We start from the raw sequence: 14,570 nt of genomic DNA, 5'->3' as shown, positions 1-14,570 counted from the left end.
ACGGTGCGTACATATTTTGCAGCGCTGCGCATGGTCGCAGTACTCACGCTTGCGGTCGGGCTGCTCTACCCGCTGGGTATGACAGCGTTCGCACACACTCCGGTCCTGCACCGCGCGGCCGAGGGCTCAAGGATTTCGGACTCGAAGGGCACCAGCGCCGGGAGTTCACTGATCGGTCAGAACTTCACCGACGCGCAGGGCAATGCTCTGCGACAGTACTTCCAGACCCGCCCGGACGCCGAGGATCCGACGGCCTCCGGTGCCGGCAACCTGGGCCCGGAGAACATCGTCGACACCCTGCCGACGCCCGGCCAGCCGACCTCCGGCAAGGCGAGTCTGCTGACAACGGTGTGCACCCGCAGCCTCAACGTCGGGAAGCTGGAAGGCGTCTCCGGGGCCCGGGCCTACTGTACGCCGGACGGCGTCGGCGCCGTGCTCGGCGTCTTCTTCACCGGCGGCAACACCGGCACCGCGACCAGGGTCGTCAGCCTGAACCAGGCGTGCCCGACCACGCCGTTCCTGGCGACGTACGAAGGCGTCAAGGTCGAGTGCGCCAAGCCCGGCGAGGACTACAGCGCGGCGGTGGTGACACCGATCCGCGGCACCGCGCCGGCCGACCCTGTCGTCCCCGCCGACGCCGTGACCGGCAGCGGCAGCGGACTGGACCCCGACATCAGCCCCGCCTACGCGCGGTTGCAGGCGCCTCGGGTCGCGAACGCGCGGCACGTCCCGCTGTCCACGGTCCTCGGCCTGGTGGCCAAGCACACAACGGGCCGGGCGCTGGGCTTCTTGGGCGACCCGGCGGTCAACGTCCTCGAGCTGAACATCGACCTGGACCGTCTCCACCCGGTGAAGGCGAGCTGACATGAGCGTCTACGGCTGGCTCCAGATCGTCTTCCTGATCGCGGTGTTGGTGGCGGTCCACGTCCCGCTCGGCGACTACATGGCCCGCGCCTACACCAGCGGCAAGCACTGGCGCATTGAGAAGGCGATCTACCGGACCTGCGGCGTCAACCCCGACGGCGAGCAGGACGGACGCCGGTACCTCAGTGCCCTGATGGCCTTCACCCTCATCGGGATCGCGGCGCTGTTCGCGTTGTTCATGCTGCAGAACCGGTTGCCCTGGGACCACGGGCACCCCGGACTGCCCTGGCAGCTCGCGCTGAACACCTCGGTCAGCTTCACCACCAACACCAGCTGGCAGAACTACGCCGGCGAGTCCACGATGGGCCACCTGTCGGTGATGGCCGGCCTGGGCGTGCAGGCGTTCGCCTCGGCGGCGGTCGGACTGTGTGTCGGGCTGGCGCTGATCCGGGGCCTGACCAGGCACAGCACCCGGGACCTCGGCAACTTCTGGGTGGACCTGGTCCGCTCGATCGTCAGGATCCTGCTTCCGCTGTCGATCGTCGCGGGCCTGGTCCTGATCGCGCTCGGCGTCGAGCAGAACCTCAACGGGACGCAGCTGTCGAACACCCTGACCGGCGGCGCGGGCTCGCAGAAGCTCATCGGCGGCCCGATCGGTTCCTGGGAGCCGATCAAGCTGATGTCCGGGGACGGCGGCGGGTTCTTCAACGCCAACTCCGCGCACCCCTTCGAGAACCCGAACGCGTGGAGCAACACGATCGAGATCCTGCTGATGCTGCTGATCCCGGTCGCGTTCATCCGCACCTTCGGCCGCCTGATCGGCTCGGTGAAGCACAGCTGGACCCTGCTGACCGTGGTCGGGATCCTGTTCGGCCTGCTGGTGCTCGGCGCCAACCTGGCACAGAGCGCCCACAGCGGCACCGTGGCCCAGGCCGTCGGCGGCAACGTCGAGGGAACCGAGGTCCGCTTCGGCACACCGGGCTCGACGCTGTTCGGCGTCGCGGCCACCGGATCGGCCGACGGCGCGGCGAACGCCTCCTACGACAGCTTCTCCTCCCTCGGCGGCGGGACGCTGATGGCGGCGATGATGCTCGGCGAGATCGCACCCGGCGGCACCGGATCGGGGCTGTACGGCCTGATCATGATCGTGCTGATAGCGGTGTTCGTCGGCGGCCTGATGATCGGCCGCACGCCGGAGTACCTGGGCAAGCGGATCGGCATCAGCGAGATGCGGTACGTCGTGTGCTACGCGCTGGTCGCCCCGACGCTGATCCTCGCGGCCTCGGCCGTGGCGATCGCGCTGCCGGCCGGCCGGGCCCCGATGGGCAACCCCGGCGCGCACGGTCTGTCGGAGATCGTGTACGCGGCCACCAGCACGACGCAGAGCAACGGCAGTTCGTTCGGCGGCCTGTCCGGCGACACGCCGTTCTACAACCTGGGGATGTGCGTGACGATGTTCGTCGGCCGCTACCTGCCGATGGCGTTCGTGCTGGCGCTGGCCGGGCGGTTGGCCGAGCAGAAGCCGGTCGCGGTGACCACCGGGACGCTTCGGGCCTCCGGGCTCAACTTCGTCGCGCTGGCTACGGGCGCGGCGATGCTGTTGGCGCTGCTCAATTTCCTGCCCGCGCTCTCCCTGGGGCCGCTGGCCGACGGACTGCACTGAGCCACGGAATGCACTGACGCAAGGACCGTCGTGCGGCGAGAGTTCATCGCCTCTCGCCACACGGCGGCTTGCATGCACCTTCCAGGCGCGAGCAATACAGTCTCCTCATTGTCCGCATACACGGTGCATACGAATATTGCCCCGATGTAAAGAAGGAGTTAGTTTCGATCTCTGAGAAACTCTAAGGAGGCGCCATGGAAGTCGTTCTCCCAGTATTCGCCTGGCTGTGTCTGGCCACGCTGATCGTGGTGAGCCCGCGGGTCGGTCCCCGTCGAACGAGCCGGCACGCGACGGCGGTCGCGGAAGGGCTCTGCGACGCGCACGGCTTCGTGTCGGCGCCGGACGTGGACCATGTTCTGCGGGGCACCACCGCACCGCCTTTCCACTACGGCTCCGACCATCGGTTCGAGGACGTCGTCACCGGCGAGATCGGCGGTCTGCCGGCGACGTCGGCGACGTACACCTGCCGGTACAACGGGTCGCCGCATCTGTACGGTGTCGTGGCCGTCACGCTGCCGGGCCCCGGGGTGTCGGAGCGACTGGAGATCCGGTCCGAGCCGGTCTTCCAGAGCGCGTGGGCCCTGGACACCCCGCCGGAGGGGCGGGCGCGCACCGGCGCGCCGGACATCGACGCAGCGTTCGAACTGTACCTGCCGGACCGGGGCGGGAAGACCGACGGCGTATTCAGCGTGGACGGCCTCAACGCGCTGCTGCGCCTCCCGGAGCGTCCGAACCTGCGCGTGGAGGATCGGCTGCTGCTGGTGTGGCACCGCGACGGCTGGACTTCGCCGGACGCCCTCATCCAGGCGGTGGCCGCCGCAGCCGGGCCGGCCGACCGGGTGGGTCTGGTGAGCTGACGGCTTGGAGCGCGTCCCCGCGCCGCGCTGAGGCCTGGGAAAGCAAAGAGGACCGGTACCCGCCGCGGGTGCCGGTCCCCTTTGTGTCTCAGGGGCGTGCTTCAGCGCCGTGCTGGCCGACTGCGGTTCCCATACCGGTCAAGCAGGCCCCATACGGGCTCCTCGCACCTGTGCCGCCGTTCGGATGGCGGTCGTGCGGGGCTCGTGTGCGCCGTGTTTGATCGGTGCGGGAGTCCTTGTCCGGGTTGTCCGCGGCCTGCTTGGCTTGTCCCGTGATCACCGGAGGCGTGGAGCAGCGCCCTGCGAACGGCGGGGCGGCCTGCGCCGCAGTCCGCGCAGCCGGTGGTCCTGGCGCCCGGCATGACGACCGGCCGCCGAGTCGGCCGCAGCGCTGACAGAGCACTGACAGAGCACTGACGATCTGGATCTGACGGCCCGGTGTTTCGGGCCGGATCGGCCGTCAGCGGACGCTCTCGTGTCGGGCTTCTCCTCCGGCGCCATTCCTCGCGCCGGATTTCTCTCGAACACCGGAAAGTACTCATCATCATGTCGCACAAGCCTGTTTCGTCCCGCACCGCCCTGGTCACCGGCGCCGACGGCGGCCTGGGTCTGGAGATCGCGCGGCAGCTCACCGTCCAGCACGCGCACGTCATCCTGCACGCACGCACCGCCGAGCTCGGCGAGCAGGCGGTGCGCGCCCTCGTCGGCGGTGGTGCGCAGGCCCGCCGGCTGTCCGTCGTGACGGCCGACTTCGCCGACCTCGGCCAGGTTGGCGCCCTGGCCCGGCAGGTCGCCGCCGAACACCGGAACCTCGACCTGCTGGTCAACAACGCGGCGGTCTTCGGATCGCAGACCCGCACCCTCACCGCCGACGACCACGAGCTCACCTTCCAGGTGAACTACCTCGCGCCGTACCTGCTGACCCGTCTGCTGTGGCCGCTGCTGACGTTCAGCCCCGGCAGCCGCGTGGTCAACGTCTCCTCCGCGCTGCACCGCGGCGGGCGGCTGCACTGGGGCGACGTGGACTCGGCCAAGCGCTACTCGGCGGTCGCCGCGTACGCGCAGTCCAAGCTGGCGCTGAACCTGTTCACCAAGGCCGTGGCCGTGCGCGGCGGTACCGATCTGGTCGCGGCCAGCGTGCACCCCGGCATCCTGGCCACCGACATGGTGCGCAACTACACGCGCGAGGTGGGACGTCCGGTGGCCGAGGGCGCGACCGCCGTGCTGCACCTGGCCAGCGCGCCGGTCGAGGACGGCGGCTACTACGAGGGGATCGCGGCGTCGTCGCCGAACCTGCTGATGAACGACAAGAGCTCGGTCGATCGGCTGTGGAAGCTCAGCGCGCGGCTGGTGGGGTTGGCCGCCTGAGACGAGGAGGTGGGCGAGGTCGGCGAGGTCGGCGGGGCCGGCGGGCGGCGGGCTTGTCGTCGCTCGGGCGCGCCGCTTCGCCGCCGGCGCGGCGGCATCGGACCGGTGATCCGGTCCGCCAGGGCCGGACACCGCGGTCTGTCAGCCCGTCCCGTCCAGGATCGACGCGGCCCATGCCCCCGGCGCGGTGAGCGGGTTGGGCTCGTCGGGCCCGAAGATCCTGGTCGAGCCGTCGGGCAGGGTCACCACGCTGTTGCCGTCGGGCAGTGTGGTGACGGTGGAGCCGTCGGGGTTGTGGACCACGTGGGAGCCGTCGGGGTGTGAGGAGACGTTCGGGCCGTCGGGCTGGGTGTGGACGCTTGAGCCGTCGGCGTAGGTGATGGTGTGGGAGCCGTCGGGGAATGCCGTCACCGTGGAGCCGTCCGGCATGCCGAAGCTGTGGGCCTGATCCGGTGGCGGGGAGGTGAAGTTCTCATCCGGCGTGTGGGTGCTGCTGTGGTCGTCCTGCGGTGTTGGGAACGCCTTGTCCCATGCGTGGTTCAGACCGGTGTCGAGGTAGTGTCCCGCTGAAAGGGAGAGCTTGTCGTCGGGGTTGAGCGCGGTGTGCCCGGCGCCCTTGAAGCCGGAGAAGGCGCCGTTCATCGCGCCGGCGGTGGTGTCGCCGGAGCCGCCGAGGGCCGCGTCCTGAGCGGAGGCCTCGGCCGCGCCGGAGGCCGCGCCCCAGCCGCCGTCGAACAGCACGCCGGCGCCGAAGCCGCCGGCCTCCTTCCAGCTGGTCGGCCGGTCTTCCCCGAAGCCGGGCAGGTGATCGCCGAGGCCCTTGCCCAGGCTGTTCTTGAACAGCGACCCCAGGCCTCCCATCCCGAAGCCGACGGCGCCGCCGACCGCCCCGTTGATCGCCGCGGTCTTGAGCTCGTTGGTGTCGAAGCCGGAGCGGCGGTGCTGGCAGATCTCGATGAACTGCGCGAAGAAGTCCAGGCCGACCTGGTTGAACTCGGACTCCGCCAGGTGCGCGATCAGTTTGATGATGGTCTTGCGGATCAGGACGGTGACCGCCACCCGGGTGGCCGCGGTCTCGGCGACCGCCGCGCCCTCGCTCGCCCCGAACGTGAACGGGGCCAGCGCCAGGTCGATCGCGATCTCCGCGGCCAGGATCACCAGCTGGGTGATGATCTCGATCCGCAGGGTCTCGATCTCCAGCGCCATGTTCTCCAGCGCGTCGCCGAGCGAGGTGCAGACCGTGGCCAGTTTCGGCAGGTACGCCTGGTCGCCTTCGGTCAGGCCGTGCAGGACGGCGTCGATCGCGCCGCGCGCCGTGCCGGCCTGGATGGCGGCGTCGACCTGCGCGGTGCCCGCGCGGGTGCCGTCGACCAGGCCGTTGACCAGGGTTCCGGCGTTCCGCCAGTTCGCCCCCAGGACGCGCAGGTCGCCTTCGTTGCCCTCCGGCCACTGGTTGCCGACGACGATCTCCAGCAGCACCTGGACGCCGGGCGGGACCACGTGTTCGGCCACGGTCACAGCCCCGAGGTCTTGGCGAGGTTGGTGACCACGGCCTTTGAGTGGTCATCAGTGTTCTGGTAGCCCTGGTGCGTGTCCCTCAGGGCGTCGGCGAGCCCGGAGAACAGGTCGACCAGCGACTCCAGCGCCTGCTGCGCGGCTTGCGCGCTGGGCAGGTAGTTCTGTTCGAACGAGGCGCCCATCGGGTCCTCGCCCCACGGATGCGCGCCGGCGCTGTAGGAGCTGGAGGCTTTGTAGGGCGCGTCGGCCTGCGCTTTGAGGTCTTCGAAGTCCTGGACCGCGGCCCGGAGCGCGTCCAGGTCCACGGCGACCAGGCCGACGGTGTCGATGTGCGTGGGGACCGGCGCGATGGTGTCCGGTCCGCCGGGCGCGCTGGTCGGCGCGTTGCGGTAGCCACCGGTCGGATCCGGGGCCTTGGTGGTGTCCGCGGTGTTCTCGGCCATCGCGCTCAGCCCCGATCGAGCGAGCCCAGCAGCCTGGCCTGTTCCTCGCGCAGGACCCTGGTCTGCTCCTCGACCTGAGCCTGCGCATCCGCCCACGCCGCCCGCACCGTGCCGAGCACCAACGCGGCCAGCTCCTTCGGTGCCATGTCCCGGTACCCCGTGCTCCGGAAGTCCAGCGTCTCGATCTCGCCGGTCGGACCGACCTCGACGACGAGCGTGCGGTCGCGCGAGCGTGCCGTGCCGTGGACGGAGGCCAACGCCTCCCGCGCTCTGAGCGCTTCCTGCTCGACGCGGCGCAGGCGCTCGTAAGCGTCATCCAGGGCATCGGTGGGCGGCATGGACACCTCTTCGTCGGAACAACAGATCATCGACGAGTCTGGTCGAGCCGCATGCCGCCGCAGAAGGGTCGAGACGAAGTCCAAACGCGGCCCCGACGAATGGCATATACATTCAATCCTCGCTGATCAGTCCGGACTCTCTGAGCAGCTCCCCGATCTCCGTGCTGTCCAGCTTCTTCAGCAACCGGTTGCGCAGCGGCGCGGGCCCCGGAAGGTTCACCACCGCCCGATCGCGCAGCAGGCTGGTGGCCGCCAGCAGCGTGCGGATGTCGTAGGTCGAGTTGAACACCTCCGGTACCCCGCGTTCGATGCCGAGCAGTCGGTAGACGGCTTCCATGCCGGTGCGGACGGAGTACTCGGTGGTGAAGATGCAGTCCCGGGTCGTCTCAGCGAACTGCCCGATGAAAGCGAAGTTCACCGCGCCTTCCGGGACGACGTCGGGCCGGTCGCCGGCCTGGCGTGGCATGAAGAACGCGGTCACGTACGGCATCATCACCGGGACGCAGGTCGCGGCGTTCGCGGCGAGTTCGGGGATGTCCGCCGTCGGGACTCCCAGGTGGTACAGCCATTCCTGCGTGATCTCCGCGCCGGTGCAGTCCTGCATCGGCTTCTTCACGTAGTCGCCGGGCGTGTCCACGAACAGCGAGTACACCCACACGACGATCTGGTCCTTCGGCTGCTGCTTGAAGTGCGGCTGCCGGTTCACCGTCCAGCTCAGCAGCCACGCGGAGTCCTTCACGGTGACGATGCCGCCGGTGACGACCTTGCCGCTGAACGGATCGCGCTTGCAGATCTTCTGGATGTACTCCGGGATCCGGGCGTCGAGCGTGGTGACGGTGGCCGACTCCCACTTCGTCTCGGGGATGTGCGCGCCGAACACGTCCGGGCGGCCGAACGCCGGGTCCTTGGCCGCGATCCTGCGCCACAGATCCCATGCCGGGGCGGGGCCGGTGTTCAGGCGGGCCGGGGTGTGCTGGTCGCCTTCGTCGGAGTTCTCGGTGAGCGAGCCGATGGTGGTGAACAGCAGGTCGTTCTCGCCCAGGTCGGCTCCGCCCTCGGCGCCGGCGGCGATCCAGCGGATGCGCGAGGCCTGCTTGCGCGCGGTCGTGGCGTCGAACGCGAAGTCGACGTCGGTGACCTCGGTGTCGAACTTGAACGACACACCCTGGTCCAGCAGCCATCGGTAGAGCGGCAGGACAAGTGACTCGTACTGGTTGTACTTGGTGAATTTCAGCGCGGAGAAGTCGGGCAGGCCGCCGATGTGGTGGATGAAGCGGTGCAGATAGAGCTTCATCTCCAGCGCCGAGTGCCATTCCTCGAACGCGAACATGGTGCGCCAGTACAGCCAGAAGTTGCTGCGCAGGAAGTCCTCGCCGAAGACCTCGTCGATGCGCTTGCCCTCCATCTGCTCCCGGGACGCCAGGAAGACCTTGACGATCTCCTTCTGCGCGCGATCGCTCAAGGTGAACAGGCCGTCGGTGTGCGCGTCCTGGCCCTGCTCGACGGTCGCGCGTTGCAGGGAGGAGTTCGGGTCGTCCTTGTTGAGCCAGTAGAACTCGTCCAGCACGCTGGCGCCGTCGATCTCGAGCGAGGGGATGGACCGGTACAGGTCCCACAGGCACTCGAAGTGGTTCTCCATCTCCCGGCCGCCGCGGATCACGAAGCCCTTCTTCGGCTCCTTGATGCCGTCCAGGGCCCCGCCGGGCAGCTTGAGCCGCTCCAGGATCGTGATCCGGCCGCCGGGCATCTGCCCGTCCCGGATCAGGAACGCCGCGCCGGCCATGGAGGCCAGACCGGCCCCGACGAACCAGGCGGTCTTGTCGTCGACGCCGGCCGGCTTGCGGGGCCGGGCGAACGCCTCGTAGTTGCCGCTGGTGTAGTCCATGCGACCACCCAAGCCCTCAGGGCGGCGTCGCGCACGCCGTGCTGCGCCGGCCGGACGAGTGCACGGCCGTCCTAGGTGGCCGGCTGCTTCACCGTGGAGGCCCGGTAGATCTCGGCGATCGAGGCGTCCAGCCGAGCCGTGAAGTCCCGCTCGCTCTGATCCTCGCGGAGTCCTTCCAGAAGCGCGCGCGAAAAGCTCGCGATCATGCTCGGGTCCCGGGCGAGCAGTTCGCACGCCTCGGTGCGCGAGTAGCCGCCGGACAGCGCCAACACCCGGAGCACGCGGGGATCGGCGGCCAGGTCCGCGTACAGAGCCACCCTGGTCGGGATGGTCAGCTTCAGCATGACCGGCGTGTCGGCCCGCCACGCGGCGACGCCCCGCTCCAGCGCCTCGCGCAGCAGCTCCTCAGCCTCCGCCTTGCGCGGGCTGGCGATGCTCACCTCAGGCTCGATGATCGGGACGAGCCCGGCGGCGGCGATTCGTGCGGCGAGGTCGAACTGCTGGTCGACGATCGACTGGATCCCGGCGGGGTTCGCGTCGTCGATCACGGAACGCATCTTGGTGCCGAACATCCCATGCCGGTTCGCCTCGGCGAGCGTGTCGTCGACGCCGTCGATCGGCTTCATCAGCCGCACACCGTGCTCGGAGTCCGACAGCCCCTTGTCGACCTTCAGGAACGGCACGACGTGCTTCTTCTCCCACAGGTACTGCCCGGTGGGGAGACCGTCGACCGCACGGGTCATGGTCTGCTCGAAGAGGATGGCGGCCAGGACGCGCGTCCCGTCGAAGGCGGGGTTGGTTACGATACGTGTCCGCATCGCGTGGACCAGGTCGTACATCTCCGCGTCGTTCGTGTACCTGTCGGGGGCCACGCCGTACTCGGCCAGGGCTTTCGGCGTGCTGCCGCCGCTTTGGTCGAGTGCCGCGAAGAAGCCCGGAGTTGAGCGGATCACGGCGAATTGGGCGGTGTCCATGGTTGTCATCTTCGCACCGGGACTGATGTCGGGCACTCGGGCGCGCTGACCGGCTCCGGTCGACGGCATGCTCGGCCGCGCTGTGCGTCGGGTACGCGCCGACGGTTTCGTGCTCCAGGATCGCTTCGACGGCGGACCTGGCGGGGACGGCTGCGGCGCCGAATCGGGGTGCGGGCGGCACGGCGTACGGCGGCGCCCGGTCGAGCGCAGCGCCCAGTAGGTGCCGAGCTCCCGCGCGGTCGGTCCGGCCGAGTGTCCGACGAACGTGCGTCGACCACCAGGCCGATGTCGGAGTCGGTGCGCGCGTCCCAGGGCCGAACGTCCTGGATCTGCCGGGCCGGATGGCGCCGCGGTGCCGCGGCGCCGTCCGCGAGCGAGCGGGAGCGGGACGCTCAGTCAGCGGCTGATTCCGCTGCCGACCTTCAGCGCCGTCCGTGCCGCCGCCGGCAGGATCGCGGTGGCGGTGAGTCCGGCATCGTCGCAGAGTACCCGGAGGGTGCAGTGCATGGAGTCGAGCAGGGAGCGCGCCAGCCGCACCGACGGTTCGGCGTCCGGCTGGCTCATCCGCTCGCCGTCGTCGCAGATCGTGATCTCGACCGTTTCATCCAATGCGTGGATGCTGATCCGAGCAGCCTGGTCTTTCGGGCTGCGGCGGAGCGCCAGGGCGGCGAGCCCGGTGAGGGCGCGGGTGAGCAGCGCGGCATCGGCGACCGCGTCCGGCACGTCGCCGACGAGGGTTACGCCGAGCCCGTGGCCCGGTTCCAGGTCGCCCAGGACCGCGGCGACGACTTCGTCCAGGTCGACGGGCCGGAGGTACACCTCCGACTCGAGTCCGATCGGCGAGCCGGGCTGCTCCGCGAGCGGGCCCGGGCGCAGGATGCCGTTGAGCGCCGCGGCGATCAGATCCGAACACGAGGTCAGTACCCGAAGGCCGGCCGGGTTCAGGTTCGCGCACTGGGCGGCGAGCAGCAGGCCCTCCGAGCCCAGCGACACCGTGAAAGCCGTCGGCTGCTCCGGGGGGTTGTCTCCGGCGCCGGCCATGACGTACCACGCCGGCGTGTTGTCGGCTGAAGACTCCAGGCCCTCGCCGGCCCATATCGACCGGCCTGGTTCCAGCAGGCTGATCGCGTCGAGCGCGAGCAGGTCGCGGACGACCTCCAACAGCTCGGTCACCCCGCCTCCGCGCACCGCGGTGAGTGCCAGCTCCTTCACCGCGTCGGCCTCGGCCCGCGTTGCGCGCCGGCCGTTCGGTGTCCGCTGCCGGGGCGGCTGACCGGAGGCCTGATCGCGTGCGACCAAGTGCACATCGACGTGGTCTGCCAGCCGGAGCACCTGAGAGCCCACTCCCGGCCCGGCGATCACCCGTGACAGCCTGCCGGCGCCGCTGCCACCGACGACCAGCTGCGTCACCTGATAGGCCCGGGTGAACGCGGCCAACCTGGCGGCCACGTCCTCCCCGACGACCTCGTGCCACATGCCGCCGGCGGCCTCGACCAGCTGCCGCTGCTCCGCCAGGTCCGCGGATTCCCGGGACGCCGGGCCGTCGTCGACGACGACGTGCACGGCCAGCAGCTCCGCACCCGGGGTACGGGTCACGATCCGTGCGGCCCGCCGAATGAGCGCAACGCCCTCCGGCCCGCCGGCCAGCGCCACGGCGATCCGCTCGCGGGTCTCCCAGGGCTTGGCGATGGCGTGGTCCGCCCGGTACCGCTCCAGGCCCTCCTCGACGCGGTCGGAGACCCACAGCAGCGCCAGCTCGCGCAGCGCCGTCAGGTTCCCCGGCCGGAAGAAGTGGGTGAGCTCCGCCTCGACGCGATCCGGCGGGTAGACGTCGCCGTGGACCATGCGCCGCCGCAGCGCCTCGGGGGCCATGTCGACCAGCTCGACCTGTTCGGCGGCGCGCGCGACGGCGTCGGGCAGCCGCTCGTACTGCACCACGCCGGTGATCTGCTCCACGACGTCGGCCAGCGACTCCAGGTGCTGGATGTTCACGGTGGCCACCACGTCGATCCCGGCTGCGAGCAGTTCCTCGACGTCCTGCCGGCGCTTGGCGTTCCGGCTGCCGGGCACGTTGCTGTGCGCGAGTTCGTCGACCAGCGCCACCTGCGGTGCGCGGGCCAGCACGGCTTCCACGTCCAGTTCGGTGAACGTGGCGCCGGCGTGGACCGCCGTGCGCCGGGGCACCGTCTCCAGGCCCTCGGCCATCGCCGCGGCCAGCCTGCGGCCGTGCGGCTCGACCAGCCCGATCACCACGTCGGCGCCCCGCGCCCGACGCCGCTGCCCTTCGGCCAGCATCGCGTAGGTCTTCCCGACACCCGGCGCGGCACCGAGGTAGATGCGCAGGCGCCCGCGGCTGTGCTGGGCGTGCGCCGCGTCTGTCGCGTCTGCCGCGGTGGGACGGGGATGTGTCTGGATCGTCATCGGCTTGCCTCCGACCGAGAAGTGGTGGTTTCCGAACCCGAAGTCCAGTCAACCTTCGGAGGCACCTGCTTTTTCAGGGTCCTTAGCCATGGGCACCCGGGACTTTCGGCACGTGTCGCGGCGCTGGTGGGGGCTGGCGCGGGCCTGGCGATGTGCGGTCTGGAGCCAGTTCGCGGAACGCTCTGCGGGCGTGGCGTTCCGAAAGATCGGGAGTATCGCGGTCTCCCCGGCCGCTGGGTCGCGGTCGGCGGAGGCGGCTACGAGACGACGGACGTCGTTCCGCGCACCTGGACCCATCTGCTCGCCGAGGCAGCCGGACATCCGATCTCGCCGGTCGCTGTGATTCCGCAGGAGTGGCTGGCACTCGCCCGGCAGACCACCGGCCGCGCGGAGGTGATCGGCGTCATGACCGACGGCCACGACCCGGATCCGCGCGCCTGGGAGTCCGGTTACGACCCGGCCGACGCGGTGGATGGGGCGGTCATGCTGACGCGGCGTGCGGTGTTCCCCTGGCACGGGCTGTTCCCGGAGCCGTGAGGGACGTCGGCTCGAACAATCACAACGTGAGGATCACAACGCGGTCGCCGCGGTTGCCGCGAGCGCGCGGGTAAGCGCTTCGGCGCACGTGGCGGCCAGCTCGCGTTCCGCGCGGAGGTCGACCACGACCAGCTTGGGCCGTGCCTGCTCCAGCCCTGCGTGGTCGGAGGTTTGCCGCAGCCGCATGGACAACTCCGCCGAGCATCCGGCAGCCACGGCGAAGTCCCGGGTGTAGTCCGGGCCGGCGTTCGGCGGCGGGGAGTCGGCCGCGAGCTGCACGGCGTGGGTCAGCGCGAGTTCGAGTGGCGCGGCCAGACGGAGCAGGGCGGCGTAGGCATTGCACCGGGCGGCCTGGAAGCCGCGCAGGTAGTCCATGCCCGGCCAGTCCGCCAGCCTGTCGGCATTGTGAGCGGCGTTGGTCAACCGCCGGTGGACGTCGGCCAGCACGCCGGTCCTCGTACCGCCGAGTGCGGCGGCCAGGTCTGGCAGGTGCTCGCGGTCGCAGGCGGCGGTGACGTCCTTGCCAAGGCGCGCGGCGGCCTCCTCGGTCTGCGCGAGGCGGACCGCCAGTTCCCGGGCGAGAACGACGTCGTCGCGGCCCTCTACGCGTGCGTATCGGGCGGCGACGACGTCCTGCGCCAGGTCGAGGGCGCGCAGCAGCAGGCCGCTGAGGGCGGCGGCGCTGTGCACCGGGTGTGTCTGGCTGCTGTTCACCGTCATCGGGGCCCCGATCGCTGGTGGTGTCAGTGCGCTGCGGATCCGTTGCGCCGGGGCCATTACAGCAGAGACCTGTGGATCTCGACGTCGGCAGATCTCTCCTCCTTCACCCGCGCGGGACCACGACGACCGGGCAGTCCGCGTGGTGCAGCAGCGTGTGCACGATCGGGCCGGGCCGCATCCCGAGACGGCCGTCGTCGCGCCGGTGCGCGCCGGCGACGATCAGGTCGGCGTCCACGGTGGCGCGGGTCAGCACCGCGCTCGGCGTGCCGTCCGCGACCTCGACGGCCAGGCGGACGTCGGGGTACTTCGCCTGCCAGTGGTTCAGCTGGGTCTCCATCGCCTTGCGGATGTCTGCGACCGCCTGGGCTTTGGCCGTGTCCAGGTCGTCGGGGGAGTCTGGGTCGGCGGAGCCTGCCCAGCCCAGGTCCCAGACGTTGACCACCCTCAGCCTGGCCTCGCGCAGTGCCGCCTCGGCGAAGGCGAACTCGACGACCGGGTCGCCGACGTCCTCGATGTCGAGTGCGAGGACGACCGTGTCGGCGGGCTCTCGGGGCGTGCCGCGCACCACCAAAGTCGGGCACGAGGCCAGCGTCAGGGTGCGCATCGACACCGAGCCGAGCAGCAGGCCGGCGAAGCCGCCCCGGCCGCGGTTGCCGAGTACCAGCAGGTCGGCGTCGCGCGCGGCCTCGGCGATGGCGTCGGCGGTGGGCCCGGCGATGATTTTCGCGTCGACCGGCATCCCCGGGTAGCGGTTCCGCAGCCACTGCACGCCGTCGCCGGCGATCTTGTCGGCGGCGTCCTTCACCGCGGTCTGGAAGTCCGTCGGCAGGTAGCCCATCGGCGAGGCGACGGCGACCGTGTGGTAACCGGTGACCACGGTGACGGCTGTGTCGCGCCAGGCGGCTTCGCGTCCAGCCTGAGCCAGCGCGCGGTCGCCGGACGGGCTCTGGTCGTAGCCGACGATGACGGTGCGATTCATGAT

General features: G+C 70.4%; 13 protein-coding genes. 5 read left to right on the top strand and 8 right to left on the bottom strand.

Annotation, left to right across the window (positions count from 1 at the left end; all coding sequences use genetic code 11):
- Window positions 1-30: 30 nt before the first annotated feature.
- The 4 genes from ABH920_RS21835 to ABH920_RS21820 all read left to right on the top strand — a co-directional run bounded on the left by ABH920_RS21835 (window position 31) and on the right by ABH920_RS21820 (window position 4,752).
- Entirely contained in the window at window positions 31-864 is an 834-nt protein-coding gene (locus ABH920_RS21835) for a potassium-transporting ATPase subunit C (protein ID WP_370350909.1), read from the top strand.
- A gap of 1 nt (window position 865) precedes the next feature.
- Window positions 866-2,527, top strand: a complete 1,662-nt coding sequence (gene kdpA, locus ABH920_RS21830) for a potassium-transporting ATPase subunit KdpA (protein ID WP_370350908.1) — start codon at window positions 866-868, stop codon at window positions 2,525-2,527.
- A 194-nt stretch (window positions 2,528-2,721) separates the two neighbouring features.
- Complete coding sequence (locus ABH920_RS21825; protein ID WP_370350907.1) at window positions 2,722-3,384, top strand: hypothetical protein; 663 nt, start codon at window positions 2,722-2,724, stop codon at window positions 3,382-3,384.
- Between the two features lie 546 nt (window positions 3,385-3,930).
- Window positions 3,931-4,752: an SDR family NAD(P)-dependent oxidoreductase gene (locus ABH920_RS21820; protein WP_370350906.1), complete on the top strand. Its 822-nt coding sequence runs from the start codon at window positions 3,931-3,933 to the stop codon at window positions 4,750-4,752.
- A gap of 141 nt (window positions 4,753-4,893) precedes the next feature.
- On the opposite strand, the gene ABH920_RS21815 is transcribed toward ABH920_RS21820, so the two are convergent.
- The 6 genes from ABH920_RS21815 to ABH920_RS21790 all read right to left on the bottom strand — a co-directional run bounded on the left by ABH920_RS21815 (window position 4,894) and on the right by ABH920_RS21790 (window position 12,331).
- Window positions 4,894-6,264 carry a T-complex 10 C-terminal domain-containing protein gene (locus ABH920_RS21815; RefSeq protein WP_370350905.1) on the bottom strand — a complete coding sequence of 457 codons (1,371 nt, stop codon included), beginning with the start codon at window positions 6,262-6,264 and terminating at the stop codon, window positions 4,894-4,896.
- A gap of 2 nt (window positions 6,265-6,266) precedes the next feature.
- On the bottom strand, window positions 6,267-6,713 hold the full coding sequence (locus ABH920_RS21810; RefSeq protein WP_370350904.1) for a hypothetical protein: 447 nt from the start codon (window positions 6,711-6,713) through the stop codon (window positions 6,267-6,269).
- 5 nt (window positions 6,714-6,718) lie between these two features.
- Entirely contained in the window at window positions 6,719-7,051 is a 333-nt protein-coding gene (locus ABH920_RS21805) for a YbaB/EbfC family nucleoid-associated protein (RefSeq protein WP_370350903.1), read from the bottom strand.
- A 112-nt stretch (window positions 7,052-7,163) separates the two neighbouring features.
- Window positions 7,164-8,936, bottom strand: coding sequence for an oleate hydratase (locus ABH920_RS21800; RefSeq protein WP_370350902.1), 1,773 nt, complete (start codon window positions 8,934-8,936; stop codon window positions 7,164-7,166).
- Between the two features lie 71 nt (window positions 8,937-9,007).
- Window positions 9,008-9,910: a fructose bisphosphate aldolase gene (locus ABH920_RS21795; protein WP_370350901.1), complete on the bottom strand. Its 903-nt coding sequence runs from the start codon at window positions 9,908-9,910 to the stop codon at window positions 9,008-9,010.
- Between the two features lie 396 nt (window positions 9,911-10,306).
- Window positions 10,307-12,331 carry a universal stress protein gene (locus tag ABH920_RS21790; RefSeq protein ID WP_370350900.1) on the bottom strand — a complete coding sequence of 675 codons (2,025 nt, stop codon included), beginning with the start codon at window positions 12,329-12,331 and terminating at the stop codon, window positions 10,307-10,309.
- A gap of 24 nt (window positions 12,332-12,355) precedes the next feature.
- Here ABH920_RS21790 and ABH920_RS21785 point away from each other — a divergent pair, with 24 nt between their 5' ends.
- Entirely contained in the window at window positions 12,356-12,868 is a 513-nt protein-coding gene (locus tag ABH920_RS21785) for a hypothetical protein (protein WP_370350899.1), read from the top strand.
- Between the two features lie 33 nt (window positions 12,869-12,901).
- On the opposite strand, the gene ABH920_RS21780 is transcribed toward ABH920_RS21785, so the two are convergent.
- Both ABH920_RS21780 and ABH920_RS21775 read right to left on the bottom strand, forming a co-directional pair.
- The gene (locus tag ABH920_RS21780; protein WP_370350898.1) at window positions 12,902-13,588 is read right to left on the bottom strand and encodes a hypothetical protein; all 687 of its coding nucleotides are present in this window, start codon (window positions 13,586-13,588) and stop codon (window positions 12,902-12,904) included.
- 103 nt (window positions 13,589-13,691) lie between these two features.
- Window positions 13,692-14,567 (bottom strand): universal stress protein, encoded by an 876-nt coding sequence (locus ABH920_RS21775; protein ID WP_370350897.1) that lies wholly within the window; start codon window positions 14,565-14,567, stop codon window positions 13,692-13,694.
- Window positions 14,568-14,570 lie beyond the last annotated feature (3 nt).

It is taken from the genome of Catenulispora sp. EB89 (assembly GCF_041261445.1).
Lineage (GTDB): Bacteria > Actinomycetota > Actinomycetes > Streptomycetales > Catenulisporaceae > Catenulispora.
This window is presented reverse-complemented; position numbering and strand designations above follow the sequence as displayed.

Excerpts from the sequence above, each read along its gene's own strand:
- ABH920_RS21825 (WP_370350907.1), top strand. The coding sequence starts at position 2,722 with ATGGAAGTCGTTCTCCCAGTATTCGCCTGGCTGTGTCTGGCCACGCTG.
- ABH920_RS21805 (WP_370350903.1), bottom strand. The coding sequence starts at position 7,051 with ATGCCGCCCACCGATGCCCTGGATGACGCTTACGAGCGCCTGCGCCGC.
- kdpA (WP_370350908.1), top strand. The coding sequence starts at position 866 with ATGAGCGTCTACGGCTGGCTCCAGATCGTCTTCCTGATCGCGGTGTTG.
- ABH920_RS21790 (WP_370350900.1), bottom strand. The coding sequence starts at position 12,331 with ATGACGATCCAGACACATCCCCGTCCCACCGCGGCAGACGCGACAGAC.
- ABH920_RS21820 (WP_370350906.1), top strand. The coding sequence starts at position 3,931 with ATGTCGCACAAGCCTGTTTCGTCCCGCACCGCCCTGGTCACCGGCGCC.
- ABH920_RS21800 (WP_370350902.1), bottom strand. The coding sequence starts at position 8,936 with ATGGACTACACCAGCGGCAACTACGAGGCGTTCGCCCGGCCCCGCAAG.
- ABH920_RS21835 (WP_370350909.1), top strand. The coding sequence starts at position 31 with ATGGTCGCAGTACTCACGCTTGCGGTCGGGCTGCTCTACCCGCTGGGT.
- ABH920_RS21775 (WP_370350897.1), bottom strand. The coding sequence starts at position 14,567 with ATGAATCGCACCGTCATCGTCGGCTACGACCAGAGCCCGTCCGGCGAC.
- ABH920_RS21795 (WP_370350901.1), bottom strand. The coding sequence starts at position 9,910 with ATGGACACCGCCCAATTCGCCGTGATCCGCTCAACTCCGGGCTTCTTC.
- ABH920_RS21780 (WP_370350898.1), bottom strand. The coding sequence starts at position 13,588 with ATGACGGTGAACAGCAGCCAGACACACCCGGTGCACAGCGCCGCCGCC.
- ABH920_RS21810 (WP_370350904.1), bottom strand. The coding sequence starts at position 6,713 with ATGGCCGAGAACACCGCGGACACCACCAAGGCCCCGGATCCGACCGGT.